The sequence below is a fragment of the Snuella sedimenti genome, from assembly GCF_016428595.1.
Lineage (GTDB): Bacteria > Bacteroidota > Bacteroidia > Flavobacteriales > Flavobacteriaceae > Snuella > Snuella sedimenti.
The window spans coordinates 1-25,899 of record NZ_JAELVQ010000011.1; the positions used below are offsets into that span (position 1 = coordinate 1).

Sequence of the window (25,899 nt, forward strand, 5' to 3'; positions counted from 1 at the left end):
ACCTTGGTTTTGACCAAAGTTATTCTGTAAATCAAATCAAAAAATCAAAGAACGTATCGTATATGTTGTATTTACTGCATTTTTAGAGAATTAAACTTTAACAAACGCATCACTACTAATATCAAATAAGTAATCTTATTGAATGGTAACATAATTTTTCAACACACTAACAGGAATAGCTTCTCTAGTAACCATAAGTGTTGGGCCTTCATTTCCTGACGCATTATGAGGGTGCACACCACTTACCATTGCAACCAATTGCCCATTTGTATTAACAATAGGACCGCCACTTGCTCCTTGACCAAACTCACAGGTTACAGCAACTTTAGTTTCATCATCACGCTCACTAATATATTTTCTTGATATAATTCCCCTAGACATAAAAAAGAGATTGTTATAAGGGTGTCCCATCATAAAAATATCTTCCCCAACTAGTTCTGTTTTTGCAAAAGGAATATGTTTTACTTTTTTTCCTTTAGTATCAATTTTAAGAATTGCCAAATCATTTGCCTGACTTGCCGCCAAAATTTGAGTAACTGGATATACATTTCCTTCATAATCTGTAGCAAATATTCCAGAAACATCCACATCATCCTTTACTTCAATAACATGATAATTGGTAGCTATTACACCTTCCTCATTTATTACATAACCCGACGCATTCATTAAATGAATGTTTGGACATCGCTCACACAAATACGATGATCCTATATACATCGTACGTTCTTTTAGAAAATAGTACAATTGATTCCCCGTCATTTTGTTCGGTCTGGAAGTGTCAACAATAATCTTGGAATTCTCCTCTATTTTATCTAATTTTTGTTGTTGCAATGTTAAAAAAGGTGTGTACTTGTTTTTGGTAATTAAATCTTCTACCTTTTTAGTCACATTGTCTATAAAAGTTGTGCTTCTTATTGGAGTAGACTCAATAATGGTCTCGTTATTAACCGCTAAAACGGAATCATTCTTTGTTGTTTTACCTTCCTTATTGTTACAATTTGATAAAAAGATTAACCCAATGAATAATAGCATAAGCTTATATACCATCCTGTCTTATTTTAATAAGGTTAGTAATTGTTTTTTCAACTCAGGTTCTGATGGTCGTTTTGCATTAGCATCTATTATTTTTCCTTCTTTATCAAACAATAAGAACCTTGGTATGCTATTAATTTTATAGTCTTTTGCAATACGGGTGTTAAACGCATCGTCAGAAAACAACTGTAATCCTGTTAATTCTTTGTCCTTAATAAATTTTTTCCATTTTTCATGATCTTTTTGTTTGTCCATAGAAATACTTACAAACTGAATATCTTTACCGTGTAAATCTTTTTCTAACTGTTTTAGATATGGAATTTCTTTTTTACAAGGTGCGCACCATGTTGCCCAAACGTCTATGTAAACTATTTTTCCTTTTAAGTCACTAAACGAAACAGATTTTCCATTATGATCTTTATAAGTGAAAGGATAACCCTGAGTGCCTGGAGACATAGTTTTTATGCCAATTTCAAATTTATCTACTTCTTCTACAACATAATCACATAACGCAATATCCTCTCTTAGTGGTTCAATAAAAGATAAATAATCTTCATTATAAGATTTGAAATTCCTTAAAAATTCTAAAGCTAAATGACCTTTGAGTTTATCATTTTCTATGCCCTTAAACATTTCTTCTAAATAATTTTTTGTTTTAAAATCGGCTCCTGTATGCATCGCTTTATACATTTGATGTGATCTAAGTGCATTTATGCCATTTGGTAAATCTAAAACGATATCAGATTTAAAATTTTCACCCTTCATAAAATCAGCATAAAAAGATGCCATATCTTCTCGTTTGGGGTGTTCTGATCTTGGAGTGAACACAAAGTTAAGACCAACATTTTCAATATTTAGGTCAATATAGACGTGCATTAATTTGTTAAAGTGTTTGTTTGGCGTATTTACAAGCTCGTGTTGTTTTTTCATTTCTGGAATGAATTTTTCATAGAAAGGAAAAAAATCTTTATAGGTCTTTCCTATACTTTTTTGAAAATCGAACATTTTCAATGTATCATTAGATTTAACCCAATTATATAATACATCATTTTCGGCATCTGGACTTTCTAATAACTCATAGCCCTCTGTGTTATATTGTATATTAAAAATTTGATCGCCTTTAACATAGATGGGAATATAAACAGACTTCTGTTTGTTTCCTATAATGTAAAATCCTTCTTGCTCCGGATTTACAGAAAAACCAAATTGTTTGTCAGCATTTAATTGCGATGTACTCACTATAAATTCTTTTCCATGTTCAACTTTAGATAAGTTTATTTCGGTTGTATATGGGATATCAAGTGTACCTGTAATGGTAGAAAACCCATTTTTGTTATTTGAGGTATTCTTATTATTACAAGACATCATAAAGCTTGTAATAATAAGTGCGAAAAGTATTCGTTGTAATTTCATAATATATGCTTTTAACATTTAAACGTTATTTGGTTATTGTTCTTTATTTTTATTAAAGTTTTCTTGAAAAAGTTCACCAAATCGACCCCATTCTTTTTTTGTAAAAATTGGTTTTGCCTTTTCTAATACTTTATTGAATGCTGTTTCATCGTTAGCTTTTCCTAACGTTGTTGCTTTTTGGTTTACAATAGTTAGCAGACTGTTTCTTACCTGCATGCTACTGTAATCTTTTGCTAACTGCTCAGCGTTATCCAGTATATAGTCTGCATATTTTCCACTAGCTCTAAGTCCTGTTATAACCACAAAGGGAATTTCGTCACCCAAATTTTCTTGTTTTTTTAAAAAGGCATCTATTGTTTCGTAAGCTATACTCCGTTTGCTTTTTAAGTAAGCATCCCTATAAAATTTTGGATAGTCTCCATCTAAATTGGTACTGTATTTTTTATATTGTTTATTATTAGCTTTGTTTTTTATAGATGACAGTAAAGCCGTAAACTCGTCTACATTATGAAACCCTGATGAAATATCAAGAACAGCTCCATTGGCAGTTAAAAACAAGAAGGTAGGAAATCCGGTAACGCCATACTTTAAACTTAACTTTTTGCCAATCTCTTCTTTAAATATATCGGATTTAAATGCGATATAATTTTCGCTTAAAAAGGTAGAAACAAATGTGTTTGGAAACACTTCAGCATCCATTTGGGCACATGGTGCACAGCCCGTAAAATATAAATCGACAAATATTAGCTTGTTTTCTTTTGTCGCTTTTTGTTTAATCTCGTCCCAGGTTCCTGTTTCAAATCTTGTTTGGGATTGACTAACAACAGAAGTTAGGATAAGTGATAGAATTACTATTTTCTTTATTGAATATATCATGTATTTATATGTTACTTTTAATGATTATGTTATTTTTTAGGAAAGTCTACGATCTTAGTACGATCATCTAATATCCTGATGACCGTTCCATTATATGATATAGTTTTTAGTTGTTGAGATTTCATTTTTTAAGTTTGATATTATTGGGTAAACTATTATAAGATATGGACGGAGTCATCTAATTATTTGCTAACCGATTGTTAGATTCCAGAGTAAAATATAGTCTTGTTCAGTTTAACAAAAGAACATAGTTTAACAAGGGTTAATTGAAAAATCAACCCTTGTTAACTAAAAATATAAAAGCTGCTATTAACGTTCTCTATAGGCTATACTTACAATTTTGCCAAAACCAGAATACGAAGTATCTAGTTCTATTTGGCCTTGTACAGGAGGCACATTGTAAAGTTCCATAGTACCATTTGAACCTTCAGTTCCAGAGGCATCATATGTACAAACAATCAATTGTTTTTCATATTTTTTGTATATATTGTCTGGTCCTGAGCGTAAAAAGTCTCTATACTCTAATTTTGTTATTTCTTGACTTCCTTTGTCTAACATTTCAACCGTAGTTCCTGTAAAAATATCATATTCGTATACTTTACTACCAACATTATACATAATGTAAGCGTAATTTGGATCTATGGCAATGTGTTCTGCTTGATCAAAATCTATTGCCGTAATTTCACTGTAATGTTGTTGACTAAAACTACCTAAAATAAAGAAACCAATATAGTTTTTGCCATCATTAGGATCTTTTAGAACAGCAAATGTACTATCCCAATTACCATTATATTCATTAGACACCATAAATAATAGGTCTTTCCCAGGAGTAAACATTTCGTCTGAACTAGGTACATCCCAACAATTTGAAAAATAACCATCATGGTACACAAACTTTTTATTTGTTTCATCAAAAAATGCCATTTTTGTAAATCCATTAAAAAAATCTCCTTTTCCAAAATGGGGGGACACATCAAATCGTGCACCGCCAAAACTTACATTTTGAGGTGTACCATATTTCACTCCAAAAATAGGGTTAAATACATAAAAATTTTGATCTGCCATAACTACAGCCATTCGAGAAGCCTTGACATGTAAATTACTCGCTTCGAAATCTTCAGGTTGTTGGGTAACAAACTCGTAAGATAAATTGTTGGCAGCTCTCCAATCAAACGTATCTGGATCAAGTTTAGTGGTTCCATTACCAGAGGTTGATACATAAACACCATAAAAATTAGATTCAAGTGGATAACATTGTACAAACCCAGGTGTTCCAGATAAGGTTAGTGGCGATTGCGAAAAAGCTAAAACATCATGAATCTCTTTATACTCCCCCTCTAATAAAGAAACCATATCCAGTCTTGCTTCTCCTGCCACATCACTAAGAACCATCCAGCCTTCATAAATACTATTAATAACTTCTAAATTAGCTGAGTATTGAAATTCAACATCTGTATTTAAATCTTTTACTAAATAATACAGTGTGTAGTTACCAGGTAAAAGCGTAATTTGTGCATCAATATTTTTATCTGTAGATAGCTTATAGATTTCATTATTTAATTGGTTTTTTGAAACAGCTTCCCAACTATACTCATAATTACCAGTAGCGTCACTATCCATAGTGAATTTTACTTGATCAGTTGATATTTTTAAATTTTCAAACCTTGGTGCTATATAATCTTCAAGAAGTCCATCAAAAACAACTTCGTTAATTTCTATATAATCGTAGTTTCCTTCATCGGTGCTGCACGAATTCATAAAAATGAAGCAGCCCAACAAGAAAATAAATTGAATTTTTATATTTTTTATCATAATAAATCGAGTTTATAATTAATATTATTTATGCGAAAGGCCCTAACTTCATTTCTGTACCATCATCTTCTAAAACAGGAGTTCCATTATTTTTTTGATCAATTAAATATGCCTTTAAAACATTTTTTCTAGCAAAGAAAAGACCTATATCAGGTAAATTAACATTCCAGTTTGGAATAGGAATATTATTTACCGTTGCATAAAGAATTAATTTTTTTGCAGAAAAATCACCAAGCCAAGGTGCCAATGAACTCCATCTAGCTGGTTCGGTCAAAATATCAGACACGGTCAATTCGAACTCGTTGTATTTTAAAAGTGCTTTTGAGTTTTGGTCTTCTGACGTACCAAAATAATTGGTATTAAAATACTCATTAGGCTCTAAACCAATTTGAATTGAAACTGGAGCATCTTTCATTTTAGGTGTACGAATTAATGTTATTGGTACCATAGCTCTAATGGAATCTGCTGGAATAAATACATTTGCTGGTATTGTAAAGTCTACCCCTTCTACAGCTGTAGATGTTGGTAGTACTTTTAAATTAAATGGTCTATCAGTACTTGATGCCTTCCCTAAAATTTTTACAGGTACCATATAAACAGAATCTGTAACATTAGGCAATTCAAAAGCAAAAGACATAGAGGTACTATCTAATTTAGGACCAGAAACAGAATTTCCTAAAATTTGGCCGTCAACAGCCCACTGAAAGTAAAGTAGCTCTGTACCACTAAATGTGTCAATTTCGTCCTTGGTACATGCTATAGCACCCAATGCAATAGCGCATATTAACATAATATTTTTTAAATATGTTTTCATAATTATTAATATATTTAATGTTAGTCTTGTCTATAAGCTGTTTCAGATTCAGGTAAAGGCAATACATACTTGGTGTCATCCATTGCTATTTGTCCTGATGTATCCGACCCATCTTCAATAGCGCTCATATTATTTCTTTTGTAGTAATAAAAGAGTTGACCCTCGCCATAAAACTCTCTTTTATATTCTTTCAATAATTCTGTAGGCATATCTATTAAAGTAGCATCTAAACTTGGTAAGCCTCTATGTTCTCTAACAGCATTTAAATACTCTGTAGCAATTGTTATATCTGCCTCTGTTTCTGCAACTATATAATGCATTTCACTCATTCTTATTAACGGCTGCATATACCTAAACGTCAAATCTGAATCAGCCACATCTTGAAACTTAAAAAATGTTTTATACGTTTTAGCGGCATTTGTTGGCACTTTCCAATTTGGTGCAAATCTGTAATCATTTAAATTACCTTCAAAAATCTCATTCAACCTTGCTTCACTGGTAACAAGAATATTATTATCATTAATGCTAGCATCAAAATAATCATCATGTCTATCATACAGCTCTACATTTTGCAAAGCAAATATTACTTCTGAAGAAAATATTCTATCGGCATTGGTTCCTGCAGAAATCACATCATCTGGATTAACCCATTCAAACCATTGCAAACCTTCATCAATAACAGCTTTGGCTGCTGATGAGGCTTCTGGAGCATTACCTGCATACAAATGCACACGCGCTTCAAGAGCTTTGGCAGAAAAATAATTAAAGCGTAAGTTTCTGAACCTATAGAAAGAAGTGCCATCAAAACCTGTTGCGCTATTACCGTTATCATCACCTTCAGACACAGCTATTTTTCCATAAGTACGAACGGGATCATTAGCTAAAAGATCTACAGAAGTATTCAAATCATTCAATACCATATCAATTACTTCAGAAGCAGGTAAAAGTGATTGAATGTCTGTTGTGGCCATATTGTAATAAGGAATAGATTCATCACTTGAATTAACGCTATAAACCGGTCCAAATAAACGCAATAAATCAAAATGTAACATCGCTCTTAACCCAAACATTTCTCCTTTTAAAACATTCAACCTTTCAGAAGGAATATTAGCAATGTTTACGTCTAGATTTTCTATAATTTTATTAATATTTAATATTCTTATGTACATATTAGTCCAAATATCATCAAACGTATCTAGAACTCCTGATTGCCCATAATTGTATTGAGCTAAATCATAATATCTGAAATTATCTGTAGGCTCAGAATATCGCTGCGCTAAAACATCAACCGTACTCATGGTTAAATGACCACCGTAAGTGCTTTTTTTAGCTAAATCTATATATATTCCATTTATAACATTTTGTACAGAAGCTTCAGATTCAAACACGGTTTCTTCTAAATATTTGTCTTCTGGTTGAATATCTAAATAATCATCACAAGAAATAAAGATTAACAAGCAACCTAATATTCTCAAACTATTTTTTATCGTTTTTTTCATTTTGTAAATTTTTAAATTAGAATGAAGCGTTTAAACTAAATGAAACGGCACGTGCAAATGGGTAACTTATACCTCTTTCCACTTGAATACTTGACAATCTAAAAATATCATTCATATAAGCGGTTAATCGCAACGAACTTAGCCCCATTGAGTTTACCCAATTGGCACTACTAAAATCGTATCCTAGATTTATAGATTCTCCTATTAGCTCATTTTCCTTTTGAATAAACCTTGATGAAATAGGCGTAAAGTCTGTTAATGAAATAGCTCTAAAACTTGAAACATCACCAGGGTTTTGCCATCTATCGTACAATGCTCTTCGGTCTTGATTTAAAGTAACATCTTCTCTACTAATGTTTTCTACCTTATTGTAAAGCGCCGTATTAAATCTATCTGCTCCAATTCGATACCTTAAGTAAGCTCCAAATGTGAAGTTTTTAATTCTTAAACTACTACTAATTACACCTTCTACATCGGGCCTACTATTGCCCATTACAATTTCGTTATCTGTATCGAACTCAAAGGTTTGTTGACCATCTTTAGTTAAAAAGACTTCTTTACCTGTTGCGGGGTCAATACCTAAAGATGGTACAGCCCATAAATCGTCTGGACTAAATCCATCTCTATAACGTTGTAAGGTTCGGCTTGATAATTGGCCATCGTTTAAAGATTTTAAGCTGTTTTCAAAACCATCAAAGGTAGTTGTAATCATGGTTGCAGTATACCCCAATGTCCAAACCACTCTGTTCTCTAAATTGAAAATAGGTGAGAATTTAAGAATAACTTCTGCTCCTCTAGACACGAGGTTTCCTGTATTAATTGGGTAATTAAACAACCCTGTTGAGGATGGTAAATCTACAGCTACTACTAGTGGATCTGTGTTTTTATTGAAAAAGTTAAACGTGGTTGAGAACCTGTTTTTAAAGAATACCCCATCAATACCAATACTTGTATTCAAGGTTTTTTGCCACTCTAAATCTGGGTTTGCTAAAGTTGCCAAATTAACCCCTTGACCAAAAACATTTATTGTTTGATTGAATCCATAAATAGATGTAGATGCTAAGCTTCCGAACCCTTGGTTACCATTAGATCCAATATTCCCTCTTAGTTTTAACATTTGAACCTGCTCTGGATTCATGTTAAATTCGTTATTTAAATTCCAACCTAAACCTACGGCCCAAAAGGGTGAGAATTTTTCATTTCTACCAAATGTTGTAGATCCATCTAACCTATACGTAGCATCAAATAAATATTTTCTTTTATATGTATAGTTAGCACTTCCTAAAACATTTACCCTTCTATAAACACTTAACCCTGTAGACGGTCTAGCATCTGGTGTATAACTAAATGCGAAAGCTGGATTTCCGTTTGTTCCTGCAGGGAATCCTACAGCAGATACGGTTAGTCTTTCATTTTTAGTTTCTTCGGCTTCGGCTCTTAAATTTATATTTATATTATGATCCTCGTTTAATATTTTTGAATATGATGCCATGGCATTAAAACGATAGCTAAAATTATCGATTCTAGAATTAGAATAACTACCCTTCTCAAATAAGGTTGTATTTAAGAAACTAGAATGTTCAGAATCCAAAAATGTTTTTGTAGTTGTTACTCCTTTTCTTAATTGCAAGTTTGTTTGAATTCTAAATGCATTTGATATGTTATAGATAACTCTTAAATTATTTTGAAGAGAAAAATTACCTGTGTTATCAAAACTCTTTAAGGTTGAATTGTAAAGCGGGTTTACAACATCAAAATTATATAGTGTCCCAACTTTTGTGTTTTCATCTAAAAATCTAGTTATATCTCCGTTTTCGTCTGTAAGTCTATAATATGGATTTGCTTGAACAAAATTTGAAAAAGTCCCATAAGGTGATTCATTGGCATCGTAGCCATTTACATATAAAATATTTGAAATATTTAACTTGTCTTTTCGGTAATTTAAGTTAATTTGTCCTCCCCATGTTTCTCGATCGGAACCAATCATTACACCGTTTTGGTTTTTATAATTTAAACCCACACCAAATGTAAAGTTCTCAGATCCGCCATCAACATACAAAGAATGTCCTAATGTAGTGCCTGTTTGAGTTGGCTGATCTAACCAATAGGTGTCAACACCTCTTTTTATTTCGGCTAATGTTGCATTATAAATGTTATCTAACTCAAACTGCCCATTAGGATCATACCCAGGTGCTGTCCATCTACCAGATAAACGCTCAAATTCTAATTTTTCTTCTGCATTCATCATATTGTAATCACTCAAGTCTGGCGATTCAATTCTAAAGTCGGTTGTATAATTAACCCTCAGCTTTCCAGCTTGTGGCTTAATAGTTTCAACAACTACAACACCATTTGCAGATTTTGCACCATACAATGCTGTAGATGCCGCATCTTTTAATATAGTTATAGAGGCAACTCTATTCATATCTAAATCTACGATGGTTCTTAAGTCTGTTTCAAAACCATCTAAAACAAATAGTGGTTGATTAGGGTCTCCACCAAATTCATCAGCAATTCCTTCTGTTGTGATACTGGTTTGACCACGCACTTCAATCTTAGGCATTACATTTGGGTTAGAGCCCATAACATTGTTATCTAATACTAAGAAAGATGGGTCGAGTGTTTTTAAACTTTGCACAACGTTTAGGTTTCCAACAGCCCTTAAATCTTCTCTTGAAACTGTTGTAAATGCGCCTGTAAAGCTTTCTTTTTTTCTTTGAACAACACCTGTAATTACAACTTCATCTAATTCAGATATATCTTGTTTAAGTTTTATATTAATTACACTTTTACCATCAACTTTTACCTCTTGGGAAGCATAACCAACATAACTAAAAACTAAGGTTGATTGTTCGTCTGCATTTATGGAATAGTTTCCATCAAAATCAGTTGTGGTTCCAATTTTAGTTCCTTTTATTAAAACCGTTACGCCAGGTAAAATCTCTCCGTTTTCATCAGATACATTCCCTTTTACTTTAATTGTGTTTTGAAAGGTTTGAATTACTACAGGAGTAATTAGCATAATATTATCACCTGTTTTCTCTACATTAAAATGAACACCTACAAGATCTGAAACAACCTTAAGAACATCTGTATTCTTATAGTTTACCATAACGACCCTATTTACATCAAGCTCGTTATCGCTATAAAAGAAATCAATATTTGCTTCCTGTTTAATACTTTTTAATGCTTGTGCTAACTTGACTTTTCCTAATTCTAATGTGATTTTTTGAGAAAAGGAGGATGCTGTTAAACTAAAAAATAAAATGCTTAAAATAAGACTTCGCTTCATAATTAGTAGAATAAACCCTTTGTGCCTTTCAAGTAACGTACATGTTTCTGCAGTTAACTTTTTTTCCATAAATTTGTGTGTTTAGTTAAATAATCGGTTTTCAAAAAATTTTTAGCTAACAAAAATTATCCGGGAAATGTTGGTAGCATTTTCCGGTTTTTTGTTTACTAATCTCTAGTTAGTTTTAATTCATATTTGTCATTAGTTTTATTTTTAGTTATTGTATAATTTATTCTTGTTGTTTTACTTATCATGTCTAATAAATTATCTATAGTTTTATTCTTTAGAACGACTCCAGTAAATGTTTGGTCCTTTAAATAGTCGTTTTCAAACACTACATCGATGTTATACCACCTACTTACACGGGTTAGAATGTTATCTAAACGTTCTCTTTCAAAATAGAACTTCCCTTCTTTCCAAGCGGTGTAAATTTCAGTATCCACTTGGCTTATATTAAAAGTAGTATCATTATGATTTAGAATGGCTCTTTGGTTTGGGGAAAGTATAACTGAATTCGAACTGGACTCGGAAGATAATCGAACCATTCCTTCTACCAACGTAGAGGAAAAATAAGAATCATTAGCGTAAGCCGACACATTAAACTGTGTCCCTAAAACAGTAATGTCGGCAGTATTTGTTTTTACAATAAACTCCTTTAAGCTTTTCGTTACTTCAAAATAAGCTTCACCTTCCAACTCAACAATTCTTTGTTCTCCATCAAATCTTTCGGGATATTTTAATGAAGTTGCAGAATTCAACCAAGCTTTAGTGCCATCAGGTAAAGTAACCTGATACATGCCGCCTACAGGAACTCTTAATGTATTATACTTTAACGCTTGGGGAATATTATTAATTGGGACTTTTTTACCAACTATATTATAAACCAATCCTTTGTCTGTATTCTGTATTTCAGCAGTATTACTAGAAGCGATTAGCTCATTTTTATGCTCTTCTAAATCTATTGTTGTTCCGTCAGATAAAACCAAGGTTGCTTTTTCGTAACCAGGTTTAATATTTTTGATGGCATTTTCCGTAATGATTGTTTCGTTAAAAGATCGATTATAAACCCACGTACCAGCAGTTAAAAAGATTATAAATACAGCAGCATATTTTAAAATATTGAGACGTTTGAGACGTACTGCTTTTTTATGTTTTTTGTCTTCAATTTGCTTAACGATTCTTTTATAAACAATTTCTTTGTTAGTTGCTTTGTAAAGTGATTTCTTTTTTTCGATGACTGATTTTTGGGCGATATGATGATAAAATCGCCTATTAGATTCGATCTCCATCCATTTTAGAAGTTCGTCCTTTTCGTTTTTGCTAATAGTCTGCGTAACAGATTTGTATATTAGTCTAGATATGTGATATGGGGTTTGTTTTTTAGACATTGTTTTAGTCAATTAATACATCTCTTAACGGTCTGTTTACATATATGACTGCTAAAAAGGTAAAAAGGGTGGAAAAAAATAATAACTTTTTAATCTTTTATTAAAAAATGATTAAGTATAAAGAGGTAGAAATGCGATTCTTTTAATTGTTCTTTGAGTAATTCGATGGCTCTTGAACGTTGTGATTTAACGGTATTTATACTTATTTGAAGATCATCGGCAACCTCTTTGTATTTGAGGCCTTCTATACAACACATTTCAAATACTTTTCTGCATTTTTTAGGTAAGGAATTTAATGCGTCTATTAATAATTTATGTGTTTCTTCTTGTATTATGTGTTGCTCGAAATTAAATAAAGAATCGTGTGATTCAATATCTAGTGAAACGACTTTCTTTTTTTTCTTTAAATAATCAAAGGATGCATTGCGAACCGATTTATAAAGGTAGGATTTAAGGTCTTTAATGGCGTCTAGGTTTTGTCGTTTTTCCCAAACCATTAACATCGTGTTCTCTACCACTTCTTCTGCAGCATATTCATCCTTAACGTAATTGAAAGAAAAGGCGTAGAGTTTTTCGTAAAAAGAGTCGAATAATTGCTTGAAGGCATTAGGGTCTCCTTTCTTTAGATTTAGAATTACATTTTCAAAATTTAAAGACATTAGTTAATGTTAAATCTGTGCCGTAAATATATATAATTTAAGGAACATCCCCCTGTTTTTTAATCCTTTCCATCACTAAAATGCTCTTTCAGCATGCTATTCGTTTCTTAAAAGAGGGGGGTGTTTTAATGTTAGATCAATCCAACAATTTGGATTTATTAGAAGAATCCCTAATAATTAATTCGGAGTCAACAATTATTTTATTCAATTTGGGTTTCCAGTTAGTGTCATTAACACGTTTCAAAAAAGTTTCAGCAGCTAATGTTCCTATGCGTTCACTTCGTTGGTTTACCGTTGAAATACTGGGTTTTATCAATGAGGTAAAAGTTTCGTTACTAAAACCAACCAAGGCTATGTCGTTTGGAATGGCTATGTTGTTTTCCTCTAGAATCTGTAAGGCTCCTAAAGCCGCAAAGTCGCTCGCAGCAAAAACGGCATCAGGAGGTTTGGGTAATTCCAATAGTTGCTGCATAATTCTCCTCCCGTCTTCAATCGTTAAATTACATTCATGAATTAATTCATTTTCTATGGGTAAATTAAAAGATTCCAATGCCTCTTTATAACCTATAATTCTATTTTTATAAATACGGGTATGGCTGTAACCTCCAATATGGGCAATACGTTTGCATCCCTGATTTTTAAGATGTTCAACAACAGCAAAACTGCTATTGTAATCATCGATCCCCACGTAATCAACTTCTAGTGTGTCTTCTCCTCGATCAAACATAATTAAAGGGACACCTTTGGATTTAATGTTTTCGTAATGATCCAATACCGTTGTTTCGTTAGCCATTGAGGCGATAATCCCATCTACCTGGGTGTAAAGCAAGGATTCTATGTTTTTACATTCTTTAGAAAAGGATTCATTAGATTGGGTTATAATAACATTATAACCTTCCTTGCTAAGTCGCTCCTCAATTTTCTCTACTACAGAAGAAAAGAAATTACTATTGGCTCTCGGAACAATAACACCAACAAGGTTACTTTTGCCCTTGCGCAAGGCACTTGCAAGATGGTTGGGTTGGTAGTTTAAGGTTTTGGCCACTTTTTTTACGGCCTTTTTAGTTTTGTCACTAATACGCGGGTGATCACTTAGTGCTTTAGATACCGCAGAAGGTGTAATATTTAAGGCTTTGGCAATATCCTTTATGGTTGTCTTCTTTTTATTCTCCAAAATATTTTATATGTTTGTTCAAACGATTGAATAGATTGTTCCCTTAAAGTCAATCAAAAATAAACAAAATTAATGAGTTATAATTTTTTGTTTACTTTAAAGACGCCATTCAAACGATTGAATATATTGAATTTAATGGAGTTAACTATCTCGGGACAAGCCCACGAGGCATTTATTAGAATAAATACTTCATTAGCTAAATTTAAAAACGTTGCAAAAGAACCTGTTAACGTTTTGTATGCTTTGCTTTATATTTAATTTAATCGATAAATATTCCTCGAGGCTATGCTTCAAGGATAGCTCGTTTCAAGAAATTCTTTATTATCAAATTATTACTAAAATTTAAACGAATGAAATATATTGTTTGTCAAGAGCCAGGGAAGTTTCTGTTAAAGGAAAAAAGAGCGCCCATAAGAAAAGCAAATGAGGCATTGTTAAAAATAAAAAAAGTAGGGATTTGCGGCACCGACCTACATGCCTATGCAGGAAATCAGGCCTTTTTTACATACCCTCGAATCTTAGGGCATGAATTAGCTTCCGAAGTATTAGAAATTGACGACAATCCTAAAGGAATAAAGCCAGGCGATAAAGTTGTGGTCATGCCTTATATTAGCTGTGGTGAATGCGTGGCGTGTAGAAACGATAAAACAAATTGTTGTACAAATATCAAAGTTTTGGGAGTGCATACCGATGGCGGTATGCAAGAGCAAATTACGGTACCAACAAATATATTATTGCCAGCCAATCACCTATCTGATGAACAAATGGCTATCGTAGAACCTTTAGCAATTGGTGCTCATGCTATTAGAAGAGCAAACTTGGTCAAGGGAGAAACAATCGTTGTTATTGGATGTGGCCCTATTGGAATTGGTATTATGAAGTTAGCGCAAATTGCTGGAGCAAAAGTTATTGCACTGGATATGAATGATGAGCGTTTACAATATGCCAAAAATAAAATAGGGGTGGATTTTGTGGTGAATGTAGCGAGCGACCCTATTGGAGAAATACAGAAAATAACCCACGGCGATATGGCTACAGCTGTGTTCGATGCTTCAGGTCATAAAGGCGCGTTAGAGGTCGGCCCCTCGTATATGGCACATGGTGGGCGTTTTATTTTGGTTGGATTGTCCAAAGGAGAACTGGTTTATAACCACCCAGCAATTCACGCTAAAGAAATGACTCTAATGTGTAGCAGAAATGCTACTACCGAAGATTTTAATCACGTAATAAACGTATTGGATCAATTCCCAACAGAATCGTTTGTTACGCACGCGGTGCCATTCACAGAGATGATTACTAATTTTGATAGTTGGTTAAAGCCTGAAACAGGTGTGATTAAAGCTACGGTTAGTTTTTAAATAAATGTATTAAAAACAGAATGATGTCAAAACCTTACGTTCAAATTGATCCCAGAGATAATATAATAGTCGCAATTACAACACTTGAAAAGGGGCTGTCCGTAACCATTCAAGGAAAAGAGCTTACTTTAAAAGAAAGCATTAAACAAAAACATAAGTTTGCTTTGTGCCATTTAGCTGTAGGCGACGATATTTTCATGTATGGTGTCCTAATTGGCAAAGCAACTAAACCTATAGAAGCAGGCTGTGCCATAACCATAGAGAATGTAAAACATGCCTCATCAGAATTTAATGATTCAAAAGAAAAATTCACTTGGGAAGCTCCCGATATTTCAAAGTTTAAAGAAAGAACCTTTAACGGCTATCATAGAAAAGATGGTAAAATAGGAACCAGTAACTATTGGTTGGTCATTCCGTTAACTTTTTGCGAAAATAGAAATGTAGATGTTTTAGAAGGCGCTTTATCAGAGAAACTTGGTTATGAGACAAAGAAAGATTTCGCTGTAGATACCGATGCCCTGATTAAGCAATATAAAGCAGGCGCATCAAACGAAGCCATTTTTAACACGCCCATTATTACGACTAAAGAAGAACTGTCCAAAAATAGATTATTCCCTAATGTTGACGGGATAAAGTTTTTAAAACATGATGGTGGCTGTGGCGGTACGCGTCAAGATTCCGAAACCTTATGCCGTTTATTGGCTGGCTACATAACGAATCCGAATGTTGCAGGAGCTACCGTGTTTAGTCTGGGGTGTCAGAATGCACAAATAGCCATGTTAAAAGATGCAATTAAAGCGCTTGATCCAAACTGCGAAAAGCCTGTTCATTATTTAGAACAACAAAAAAGTGAAAGTGAACGCAGGCTTATAGAACAAGCCGTTAAGCACACATTTATTGGATTGGCAGAAGCAAATAAATTAACGAGGAAGCCAGCTCCTTTAAGCAAATTGGTTTTAGGCTTGGAATGTGGAGGCTCTGATGGGTTTTCGGGAATTTCGGCAAACCCAGCTTTAGGCTATGCTTCCGATTTGTTAGTAGCGCTTGGCGGTGCTCCAGTACTTGCCGAGTTTCCAGAGTTGAACGGCGTTGAACAGGAGCTTATTAATCGCTGTGTTACAGACGCGGACTCTAAAAAGTTTTACAATTTAATGCGTGCCTATTCAGAAGCAGCTATTGCCGTAGGCTCAGGATTCGAAAACAACCCTTCACCCGGAAATATTAAAGATGGGTTGATAACTGATGCTATGAAATCGGCAGGAGCAGCCAAAAAAGGGGGGACTTCACCGGTAGTAGCTGTTTTAGATTATACCGAACAGGTTTCAAAACCTGGACTACACCTATTGTGTACTCCGGGCAATGATGTAGAGAGCACAACAGGTTTGGCAGGTTCGGGATGTAATATTATAGTGTTTACAACAGGACTGGGAACACCTACGGGAAACCCTGTTGCCCCGGTTTTAAAGCTGTCCAGTAATACAGAGCTTTTTGAGCGTATGAATGATATTACAGATATAAATGCAGGAACCGTTATTAGTGGGGAAGATACTATTGAATCCATGGGAGAAAAAATACTGGATCACATTATAAAAGTAGCTAGTGGAGAAATCCACTCAAAAGCTGTTCTTCATGGGAACAACGATTTTATACCTTGGAAAAGAGGGGTTTCGTTATAGATAATCTGTGTTTTATAAAAAATGATTTAAGTAAAAAGTAAATGGATTTATTAAATAGAAGTAAGGTAAAGACAAACACATATACAGAGCGCATTGTTCAATTTGGTGAAGGTAACTTTTTAAGGGCTTTTGCTAATTGGATGGTTCATGAAATGAACAAGACAGCCAATTTTGATGCCGGTGTTGTTATTGTACAGCCAATACAACAAGGTTTGGTAAAAATGCTAAACGATCAGGATGGCCTGTATACGCTGTACTTAAACGGAATAAAGAATGGGCTACCCGTTAGTGAACATCAAATAATTGATTGTATCCAACGAGGTGTTAATCCGTATAACGACTATGCTGACTATCTGGAAATTGCCAACAATCCAGATTTACGTTTCGTTATTTCCAATACAACCGAAGCAGGTATCACTTACAATACAAACGACAAGCTGACAGATTCGCCACCATCCAGTTTTCCGGCTAAGTTAACTGCTTTGTTGTATAAAAGATACCAAACATTTGGAGGTGCTTCAGACAAAGGAATGATTATTATTCCTTGCGAATTAATCGATAGAAACGGTGATAATTTAAAGCGAACCATATTGCAATATGCTAAAGATTGGAATTTAAGTGCCGATTTTGTTGAGTGGATTAATTACGATAATATCTTCTGCAACACCTTGGTCGATAGGATCGTTCCCGGTTATCCCCGTGAAAAAATAGATAATATTACGGCACAATTAGGATACAAGGACAATTTGGTAGTTGAAGGCGAGCAATTTCATTTGTGGGTTATCGAGGGTCCAGAAACAGTTAAAGAGGAGATGCCGGCGGAGGTATGTGGATTGAATATTGTCTTTACCGATAATATGGAGCCTTACCGAACCCGTAAAGTTCGGATTTTGAATGGAGCTCATACCTCTTTGGTACCCGTAGGGTATTTGTATGGCATTGATAAGGTGCGAGAGTCTATAGAAGATCCCGTTGTGGGACATTATCTTAAAGATGTTATTTTTAATGAGATCTGTCCAACGTTGGATTTGCCACAAGAAACATTAGAGAAATTTGCTAACGATGTGTTGGACCGTTTTAGGAACCCGTATTTAGAGCATGCCCTGCTAAGTATTTCGTTAAATTCAATCTCTAAATTTAAGACCCGGGTGTTGCCATCGATACTGGAATACGTTAAAAGAAAAGAAACCCTACCGCAAGGACTCTTGTTTTCTCTGGCAGCACTGATTGCTTTTTATAAAGGTGAAAGTCGTGGAGAATCCATCCCCCTAAAAGACGACCAGTCTGCTTTAGCCTTTTTTAAGGAACAGTGGTCATCTGGCAGCATTTCGAGCATTGTAAAAGCGACATTGTCTAATACTGATTTTTGGGAAGTTGATCTAACCGAAATAGAAGGTTTTGAAGATACAGTTGGCAGATATTTAAATGATATTGTAAACAAAGGAATGAAACAAGCTTTGGGAGATCTTGTAAAGGATGTTGAGAAATAAATTTAGAATAAACCAATAAATTTAAAGTTGAAATGATTTTAAAGGGTTTTTATACTTAAATCTGACATAATTTTATGTGCCTTCCAAACAAATAAATAATTTAGCAACCGAAGAAAAAACAACAATAACACAGTAACTATGATTATAGATTCACACCAACACTTTTGGATTTACGATCCCAAAAGACATGACTGGATAGGAGATCCGATAATTCAAAAGGATTTTACTCCCGAAGATTTAAAGAAAATTTATAAAGAAAATAGTGTAGATGGCTGTGTCGCTGTTCAGGCCGATCAAACGTTGGGAGAAACAGATTTTTTATTGGATCTAGCTTCAAAAAATGAATTTATAAAAGGTGTTGTTGGTTGGATTGATTTAAGAACTAAGAATATTGATGACACATTACAGCAATACAAGGATCATAAAAAGCTAAAAGGATTTAGGCATATTGTGCAAGGAGAGCCAGATCCTAATTTTTTGTTGCGCCCGGAATTTACAAGAGGTATTTCTAAACTAGAGACATACGATTTGTGTTATGATATATTGGTGTTTCCCCATCAGTTAGGAGCGGTTCTGGAGTTTGTAAAGCAATTTCCTAATCAAAAATTTGTGATAGATCATATTGCGAAGCCTTATATTAAAGATGGGTTTTATGATGGCTGGGCAATATTGATAAAAGAAATAGCAAAACAAGAAAATGTGTTTTGTAAGCTTTCAGGAATGATTACGGAGGCTGATTTTAACACGTGGACACCAACTCAAATAACACCTTATATGGAATTAGTACTGGAAGCCTTTGGAACAAGCAGATTAATGTACGGATCAGATTGGCCGGTGTGTTTGTTGGCTGGAAGCTATTCAAAAGTAAAAGATTTGGTGGTGAATTTTGTAGCCTCACTTTCAGACGAAGAACAGCAAGCGATTATGGGCAATAATGCTATTCGGTTTTATAATTTAAAATAAAAGCAGTTTTTTTCAAATGGATCTAGGGTTAAAGGGAAAAGTAGTAGTCATTTCTGGGGGAGCTGGGGTTAAAGGTAGTATTGGAGAAACCATTTTGCAACACTTGGTTGCCGAAGGCGCTATTCCGGCAATAATCGATAGAAATAGCAGAGGGTTTGAGTACGTTAATGAAATCCAGAAAAAAGGTATCGACGCCATATTTTGCCAAACCGATGTCACCAAAGCAGAGCAAATTGAGACAGCAGTGCAGATTATTGCAAGTAAGTATGGAAAAATAGATGTCGTGATTAACAATGTGGGGGTGAATGACGGTGTTGGTTTTGAAGCATCTTATGAAGAATTTATGAACTCACTAAAATTGAATATGGTGAGTTATTTTTTAGTGGTAAAATACGCCTTAAAATATTTAAAAACTTCAAGGGGAGCCATTCTTAATATTGGTTCTAAAGTTGCACTTACTGGCCAAGGAGGCACATCTGGTTATGCTGCTTCAAAAGGGGGCGTGTTGGGGTTAACACGTGAATGGGCAGTTGATTTGATTAAGGATAAGATTCGGGTCAATGCCATTATTATTGCCGAAAGCTGGACGCCTTCATACGATAATTGGATTAAAACTTTAGAAAACGGAGCGGAAAAGCTTCAATCCATTACAAAGAAAATACCTTTAGAAAATAGGATGACGACACCAAGTGAAATAGCCAATACGTGTCTGTTTGTTATTTCTGAGAAATCATCACATACTACAGGGCAATTTATTACTGTAGATGGTGGCTATGTGCATTTAGACCGCGCTTTATTAACAGAGTAAGTGTTATCTGTTAAGAGGCTGATATAAAATAAATAACCAGAAGAACGGAGTCTTCATTGGCTGTATTATGGGGTACATGTTGCATACGACCATCAAAAAAGAGGGAGTCCCCAGTTTCCATTTTAAACGTCTGGGATTCTAATTCGTAATCTATAGATCCTTTTAGTAGATAGATGTATTCAAATCCGTCCGTGGTGAGTTTTTTTCGCTTAGAATCTTTGCTTAAAGTTAAAAGCGAAATTTCCATCATGGATTTTTTTATAGTATGGGATAATATGGTTTCGTAATTAAACCCTTCAGAGTCTTCTTCTTTATTAACATGTTTGTAGTCTTCCCTTTTTTTAAAGATAAAGCCCGGGAAATGATCATTAATATAAAAATCGTTGAAGAAAGTGTTTAAGTTAATTTCAAGAGCATCAAAAAGTTGCAGTAATGAAGGAAGTGTTGGGTAAACCCTGCCGTTCTCTATTTTTGAAATCATAGCAATGCTAATTCCCGATTTTTCAGAGAGCGCACTTAAGTTTAGATTTTGCTCCTTTCTAATGTCTTTTATTTTTGATCCAATCCAAGAAGCAATTATTTCGGAGTTATCCATAAGGTGTCTGGTTAAAGATGGTAAATTTACATATATTTTATTTGTCTTATTTACCTTGGTTGGTTAGAAGGAGAGTAAGTAATAAACATACTTTTGGAAGCTCATTCTTTTCTTTTAAAGAAAAAATATTTCTTTTTGTGAAATATTTCATATTTTAGCACTTAACTGTTTCAAATTGAGGTTTGAGGCGTTGTCTTTTATTATTGATTTTTATATTAGATAGTTACTAAAATTTAAACAAGAAACGAACATTAACAAAATTTAAGCATTTTTTCACAAAAGCGAATGTTTAGAGAACGAGTGTAAGGAGTGGTTGCACACGTTCTTAATTTTATAATTACAATAAAATCAATTAATTACTAAAATTTAAACGTGTGAAAACAAGAATGAATTCAAGTGGGATTAGTGTATGTTTTTTAGCTGTTATGATTTTTTCAGCTTTAACTTTTGTGGGTTGTAAATCATCTAAAAGTGCATCGAGAAACGAACAAGCTACAAAATTGGCAAAACGTGTGATAATTATTGGCTTAGACGGGTTGAGTGTACCGGGTTATAAAACAGCCAAACACGCTAATCTGGACCAATTAATGGCAGATGGTGTTATTTCCTTCACAACAAGAACGGTAATGCCTTCTGTAACCTTACCTAATTGGACAAGTCATTTAACAAGTAGTGGACCAGAGCAGCATGGGGTAGATGGAAATGGGTGGACTTTACAAAAACATGCTTTACCGGCTATAGAAACAGATGCTGAAGGCTATTATCCTTCTATTTTTAAAATTTTGAAAGATAGTATGCCTAATATGAAGACAGCTTATTATTACAATTGGGGAAATCTAATTAATCCGATCAATCAGAAATATTTGGATGAGGTTAATTTTCAAGAGGATGATATGTACTACGATAATTATAACAAAGCTTTAAATTTTGCCAAACGGAACCGTCAGAACCCCACATTGATTTTTTTGTATTCCGTGCATACAGATCATGCGGGGCATAAACATAAATGGATGTCGCCAGAGTACATAACGGCTATTGAGGAAGCTGATAAAGCTATTGGTGAGCTGGTAGCCGATCTTAAGTCTGAAGGACTGTATAAAGACACACACTTTTTGTTAATAACAGATCACGGAGGCAAGGAGAACGGTCACGGAGGCATGAGTCCAGTTGAAATGAATGTGCCATGGGCAGTAACCGGACCAGGGATAAAAAAAGGGGCATTGTTAACCGAGCCTAATAACAATACCAATACAGCGGCTGTAATTATGCGTCTTTTTGGTTTTTCTGAAACCCCAAAAGCTTGGGTAGGAGAAGTGCCTGAGTCTATTTTTGAATAATAGACAATCAAAAAAAGCTAAGGTTTAATAGATACTCGCATCCATTTTTGTGTTTTGGCCTCCAATACAGCAGTCTTTAAGTCTTTTAGCCTGTAAGCAGGGCTTACAAGCGCTTTGAAAGGAAAAATGCTTTGGTTTCTTTCTAAAAAAGCAACGGCCTCCTCCAAATGCCATGGCGCATAATTATGAACCCCCTTAATGGTTATACATTTTCTTATAATTTGTTCAGCTGTGATTCCTAGCTCGGAATTGGGATGCACTAACCCTACTAAAATATAGTCGCCTCCTGGGCGCAATAATTGAATCCCTTGGGGTATCAGCTCTTTTATGCCAGCAACTTCAAAAACCACATCAACACCATCACCTGCTTGTTTTAAAATAGAGTCTATGGCTTGTGAATTTTTAGCGTCTACAGGAGTAGCTCCAAACTTTTTTATCAAATCAAAACGAGTCTCATTTACTTCCAAGCAATAAACTTGAGAAACGCCCATTTTTTTTAAGAGGGCACATGCGTATAATCCTAGGAGTCCGCCTCCTTGAATGACAGCTCGCTTGGGGTTTACACTAATTTTAGATACAGCATTAACCATGGTAGCCAAAGCACAATTAGCGGGTGCAGCAACAGAATCGCTAATGCTATTAGGGATTTTTACCATATGGGTTCCAGGTCTGATGAGGATGTGGGTAGAGTAGCAACCGTTTAAACCACTGCCATTAGATATGGACGCATGACCGTATTTAAATAGTTGATCGCATTTTTCTGGCAAACCATATTCTGTGCAAGCTGGACATTGGCCACAGCTATCTGCTATAGTCCATGTAACCCGATCACCTACCGAAAAACCGTCTCTGCCATTCGTGGCAATAATTTCACCTACAGCTTCATGACCTAGAATGCAAGGAGCGTCTTCTTTTCTTTTTCCTTCAATGGTGTGAATATCCGATCCGCAAATAGTAGACAGCTTAATTTCTACCAGAGTTTCCTTAGGAGCTAATGCTTTGGAAAATTCTTTTTCTTTAAAGGAAAAAGGGTTTTTCGAAGCTTCAAAGACTTGAAATTTTGCAGCGACAGTATTGCTTTCTTTGTTAATTGACATTTAAATTGTGGTTGTTAATTTCTTTTCTTCTTTGTGTGTTTATTTTTCCTAAAAGGAAAAACAAACAATCAAATATAAGCATAATGTCATGCTTTTTGGTCAAATGCTGTTTTTTAAGACACATATTTTTTCTTTTAAAGAAAATTTAATCTAATCTTTCCAATTGTTTACATTCTCTTAAGGTTGCGGTAATATGTCGCATTTACATTTGAGGCTTATTTAAAAGCTCATGATTTTGAAAGTTCCAACATTTTTTATTGATAAAGCAAGGCGATTCTCGACGTTGTGGATAATGGTAGCTGCCTTTTTATGTTACACCGGTATGTATGCGGTTCGAAAGTCTTTTTTGGCAGGCCAGTATTTGGATTTGGGGTTTGGTTTTAATATGGATGCTAAAACGGTTTTGGTTATTAGTCAGGTTTTGGGATACTTGTGTTCTAAGTTCTTAGGTATTAAGGTTATTTCAGAAATGCCCCACCAAAAAAGAGGGGGTTGGCTTATCGGTTTGGTTGGTTTTGCCTTATTGATGTTATTGGTTTTTGCCTACGCCCCTCCTGTTGTAAAAGTTTTGGCCTTATTCTTTAATGGGTTACCGCTGGGAATGGTATTTGGTGTAGTTTTTTCATACTTAGAAGGACGAAAAAACACGGAACTATTGGCGGCTGGGCTAAGCACTACCTTTATTTTCTCAACAGGATTAGTAAAGACCGTAGGTGTAATGCTAATACAGAATCTAAATATATCCGAAAATATGATGCCTTTTATAACTGGATTGTTGTTTTTTCCTTTGTTCTTAGTGTCGGTTTTGATGTTGGGGATCTCCAAAAAACCTTCTAGGGAAGATATTAAAGAACGATCGAAACGATTGCCAATGACTAAGAATGAGCGAAAGGAGTTTTTAAGACAACATGGTATTGGCTTTTCTGGATTGGTGCTCATATATATACTATTGACAATTGTACGTGATTTTAGGGATAATTTTATTGTAGAGTTTTGGAGTGAACTTGGATATGCGCAAAAGCCTGGGTTGATCACTTTAACAGAGGTTCCTGTTGCTATAATAGTATTGGTGATTGCAGCTTTTGGCGTTTTGTTAAGAGATAGTTATAAAGCATTTAATTGGAGCATGTGGTTGACAGCCTCTGGCGGCATACTTATTTTAATTGCCTCTGTTTTATTTAAGGAGGCTTTAGTTTCGCCAGTTGCGTGGATTATTGCAACGGGTGTTGGGGTGTATTTGCCATATATTTTATTTCATTGCTTGATTTTTGAGCGTTTGGTTGCATTTTTACGGGCTAAAGGTAATGTGGGCTTTTTGTTTTATACAGCCGATGCTTTAGGGTATTTGGGTAGCGTATTTATATTGTTCTACAAAGAGCTTATTGACAATAAAGGTTCCTTGGTTAGTTTTTTTGAGCAGATAAATATTAATGCGTCTATCGTCGTAATTATAGGTTCAATTTTAACCATGGTGTATTTTAAGAGCAAATATGCTAAAAGAAAAGAGCATTTGGTGCCCGGTTTAAAATAGGCCAATTCTTTTGTTGAGAACGTAATTGGTTATAGCCTTACGTTTTTTGTAAAAATCTTACAATGGAAGATGCTGGAGTGCAATTTGCATTAAAATCTATATATTTGTCGAATAAAGTGAAAAAAATGAGGGATTGTTTTTTTCTATTGTTTCAGCTTTTGTAAATTAGGTTGATTAATAGCGGTTATGAATGTTTTTTGAGTTAATCTCTTGGGTTACCTTTGGGGTTATGGTACTTTGTTAAATAGCTATTAATACGTTTTGTTGCCGGATGATAATACAAAATAAAAGAATATTTGCCTCAATCTTATTTGTATTAATAAGTTTTGTATGTGTTGCGCAAGCCCCGCCCCCTCCTGCTGTTACGCCGCCGGGAACTCCTATTGATGGTGGAATCTTAATTGGAATATGTGTTGGGTTGTTTTATGGTGCCAAAAAACTATTAAAGAATAATTTTTAGTTGTCCGTTGCGTTTAAACTAACCAGTTTGGCTACATACTTTCCCAAAACATCAAACTCTAAATTAACTAGACTATCTTTTTTGAGTGCCTTAAAGTTAGTATTATTATAAGTATAAGGTATAATAGCAACGCTAAAAGAGTCATTTTGAGAATTAACAACAGTTAAGCTAGTGCCATTTACGGTTATGGAACCCTTTTCTATGGTAATATTGTTTAATGTTGCGTTGTATTTAAAAGTAAACAACCAACTTCCGTTTGCTTCTTCAATATTCGTGCAAATTGCCGTTTGGTCTATATGGCCTTGAACAATATGCCCATCTAGTCGGTCACCAAGCTTCATAGCGCGCTCTAAATTTACAAGATCATTTATGTTTAAGGTTTCTAAACTGGTTTTGGCTAAAGTTTCTTGAATAGCGGTAACAGTATATTCGTCATTATTAATATTAACAACCGTTAGGCAAACACCATTGTGTGCCACACTTTGGTCAATCTTTAGTTCTGGGGTGATTGCACTTTTTATAGTTATGTGGAGGTTGTTTTGTTCTTTTCTTAGGTCTGTCACAACACCAAGGGTTTCAATTATTCCGGTAAACATAGTGTTCGTTTGTTTATTTAGTTAAATTT

The 25,899-nt window shown here is 34.3% G+C and carries 21 protein-coding genes; 8 read left to right on the plus strand and 13 right to left on the minus strand.

Annotation, left to right across the window (positions count from 1 at the left end; translation table 11 throughout):
• Positions 1-135 precede the first annotated feature (135 nt).
• The 10 genes from JF259_RS09810 to JF259_RS09855 form a co-directional block, all read right to left on the minus strand.
• Entirely contained in the window at positions 136-1,047 is a 912-nt protein-coding gene (locus JF259_RS09810; protein ID WP_199115144.1) for a S1 family peptidase, read from the minus strand.
• Positions 1,048-1,053: 6 nt separating this feature from the next.
• Positions 1,054-2,445 carry a TlpA family protein disulfide reductase gene (locus JF259_RS09815; RefSeq protein ID WP_199115145.1) on the minus strand — a complete coding sequence of 464 codons (1,392 nt, stop codon included), beginning with the start codon at positions 2,443-2,445 and terminating at the stop codon, positions 1,054-1,056.
• A 33-nt stretch (positions 2,446-2,478) separates the two neighbouring features.
• Positions 2,479-3,321: a thioredoxin family protein gene (locus tag JF259_RS09820; RefSeq protein ID WP_199115146.1), complete on the minus strand. Its 843-nt coding sequence runs from the start codon at positions 3,319-3,321 to the stop codon at positions 2,479-2,481.
• A gap of 309 nt (positions 3,322-3,630) precedes the next feature.
• Complete coding sequence (locus JF259_RS09825; protein ID WP_199115147.1) at positions 3,631-5,133, minus strand: PKD-like family lipoprotein; 1,503 nt, start codon at positions 5,131-5,133, stop codon at positions 3,631-3,633.
• A gap of 28 nt (positions 5,134-5,161) precedes the next feature.
• A complete protein-coding gene (locus JF259_RS09830) occupies positions 5,162-5,947 on the minus strand; it encodes a DUF4843 domain-containing protein (protein ID WP_199115148.1) in 786 nt (261 codons plus the stop codon).
• 20 nt (positions 5,948-5,967) lie between these two features.
• Positions 5,968-7,446: a RagB/SusD family nutrient uptake outer membrane protein gene (locus JF259_RS09835; RefSeq protein ID WP_199115149.1), complete on the minus strand. Its 1,479-nt coding sequence runs from the start codon at positions 7,444-7,446 to the stop codon at positions 5,968-5,970.
• 16 nt (positions 7,447-7,462) lie between these two features.
• The gene (locus JF259_RS09840) at positions 7,463-10,807 is read right to left on the minus strand and encodes a SusC/RagA family TonB-linked outer membrane protein (RefSeq protein WP_199115150.1); all 3,345 of its coding nucleotides are present in this window, start codon (positions 10,805-10,807) and stop codon (positions 7,463-7,465) included.
• 98 nt (positions 10,808-10,905) lie between these two features.
• A complete protein-coding gene (locus tag JF259_RS09845; RefSeq protein WP_199115151.1) occupies positions 10,906-12,126 on the minus strand; it encodes a FecR family protein in 1,221 nt (406 codons plus the stop codon).
• An 89-nt stretch (positions 12,127-12,215) separates the two neighbouring features.
• Positions 12,216-12,785 (minus strand): RNA polymerase sigma factor, encoded by a 570-nt coding sequence (locus JF259_RS09850; protein ID WP_199115152.1) that lies wholly within the window; start codon positions 12,783-12,785, stop codon positions 12,216-12,218.
• 136 nt (positions 12,786-12,921) lie between these two features.
• Entirely contained in the window at positions 12,922-13,959 is a 1,038-nt protein-coding gene (locus JF259_RS09855) for a LacI family DNA-binding transcriptional regulator (protein ID WP_199115153.1), read from the minus strand.
• A gap of 350 nt (positions 13,960-14,309) precedes the next feature.
• Between JF259_RS09855 and JF259_RS09860 the strand changes: the two genes are divergently transcribed.
• From JF259_RS09860 to JF259_RS09880, 5 genes are all read left to right on the plus strand, one after another.
• The gene (locus JF259_RS09860; protein WP_199115154.1) at positions 14,310-15,317 is read left to right on the plus strand and encodes a zinc-binding alcohol dehydrogenase family protein; all 1,008 of its coding nucleotides are present in this window, start codon (positions 14,310-14,312) and stop codon (positions 15,315-15,317) included.
• Between the two features lie 23 nt (positions 15,318-15,340).
• On the plus strand, positions 15,341-16,993 hold the full coding sequence (locus JF259_RS09865) for a UxaA family hydrolase (protein ID WP_199115239.1): 1,653 nt from the start codon (positions 15,341-15,343) through the stop codon (positions 16,991-16,993).
• A 41-nt stretch (positions 16,994-17,034) separates the two neighbouring features.
• A complete protein-coding gene (locus JF259_RS09870; protein WP_199115155.1) occupies positions 17,035-18,483 on the plus strand; it encodes a tagaturonate reductase in 1,449 nt (482 codons plus the stop codon).
• A 138-nt stretch (positions 18,484-18,621) separates the two neighbouring features.
• Positions 18,622-19,446, plus strand: coding sequence for an amidohydrolase family protein (locus JF259_RS09875; protein ID WP_199115156.1), 825 nt, complete (start codon positions 18,622-18,624; stop codon positions 19,444-19,446).
• A 16-nt stretch (positions 19,447-19,462) separates the two neighbouring features.
• Positions 19,463-20,254: an SDR family oxidoreductase gene (locus tag JF259_RS09880; protein ID WP_199115157.1), complete on the plus strand. Its 792-nt coding sequence runs from the start codon at positions 19,463-19,465 to the stop codon at positions 20,252-20,254.
• A 10-nt stretch (positions 20,255-20,264) separates the two neighbouring features.
• Here JF259_RS09880 and JF259_RS09885 read toward each other — a convergent pair whose 3' ends face one another.
• A complete protein-coding gene (locus JF259_RS09885) occupies positions 20,265-20,849 on the minus strand; it encodes a helix-turn-helix domain-containing protein (RefSeq protein ID WP_199115158.1) in 585 nt (194 codons plus the stop codon).
• 374 nt (positions 20,850-21,223) lie between these two features.
• Between JF259_RS09885 and JF259_RS09890 the strand changes: the two genes are divergently transcribed.
• Entirely contained in the window at positions 21,224-22,186 is a 963-nt protein-coding gene (locus JF259_RS09890) for an alkaline phosphatase family protein (protein WP_199115159.1), read from the plus strand.
• 17 nt (positions 22,187-22,203) lie between these two features.
• On the opposite strand, the gene JF259_RS09895 is transcribed toward JF259_RS09890, so the two are convergent.
• Complete coding sequence (locus tag JF259_RS09895; protein ID WP_199115160.1) at positions 22,204-23,283, minus strand: zinc-binding dehydrogenase; 1,080 nt, start codon at positions 23,281-23,283, stop codon at positions 22,204-22,206.
• 235 nt (positions 23,284-23,518) lie between these two features.
• On the opposite strand from JF259_RS09895, the gene JF259_RS09900 reads away from it, so the two are divergent.
• On the plus strand, positions 23,519-24,814 hold the full coding sequence (locus tag JF259_RS09900; RefSeq protein WP_233164209.1) for a DUF5690 family protein: 1,296 nt from the start codon (positions 23,519-23,521) through the stop codon (positions 24,812-24,814).
• A gap of 271 nt (positions 24,815-25,085) precedes the next feature.
• Positions 25,086-25,274, plus strand: coding sequence for a PID-CTERM protein-sorting domain-containing protein (locus JF259_RS17805; RefSeq protein WP_394370595.1), 189 nt, complete (start codon positions 25,086-25,088; stop codon positions 25,272-25,274).
• On the opposite strand, the gene JF259_RS09905 is transcribed toward JF259_RS17805, so the two are convergent.
• Entirely contained in the window at positions 25,271-25,870 is a 600-nt protein-coding gene (locus tag JF259_RS09905; protein ID WP_199115162.1) for a riboflavin synthase, read from the minus strand. The two genes, JF259_RS17805 and JF259_RS09905, sit on opposite strands and share 4 nt — an antisense overlap.
• Between the last annotated feature and the right edge of the window lie 29 nt (positions 25,871-25,899).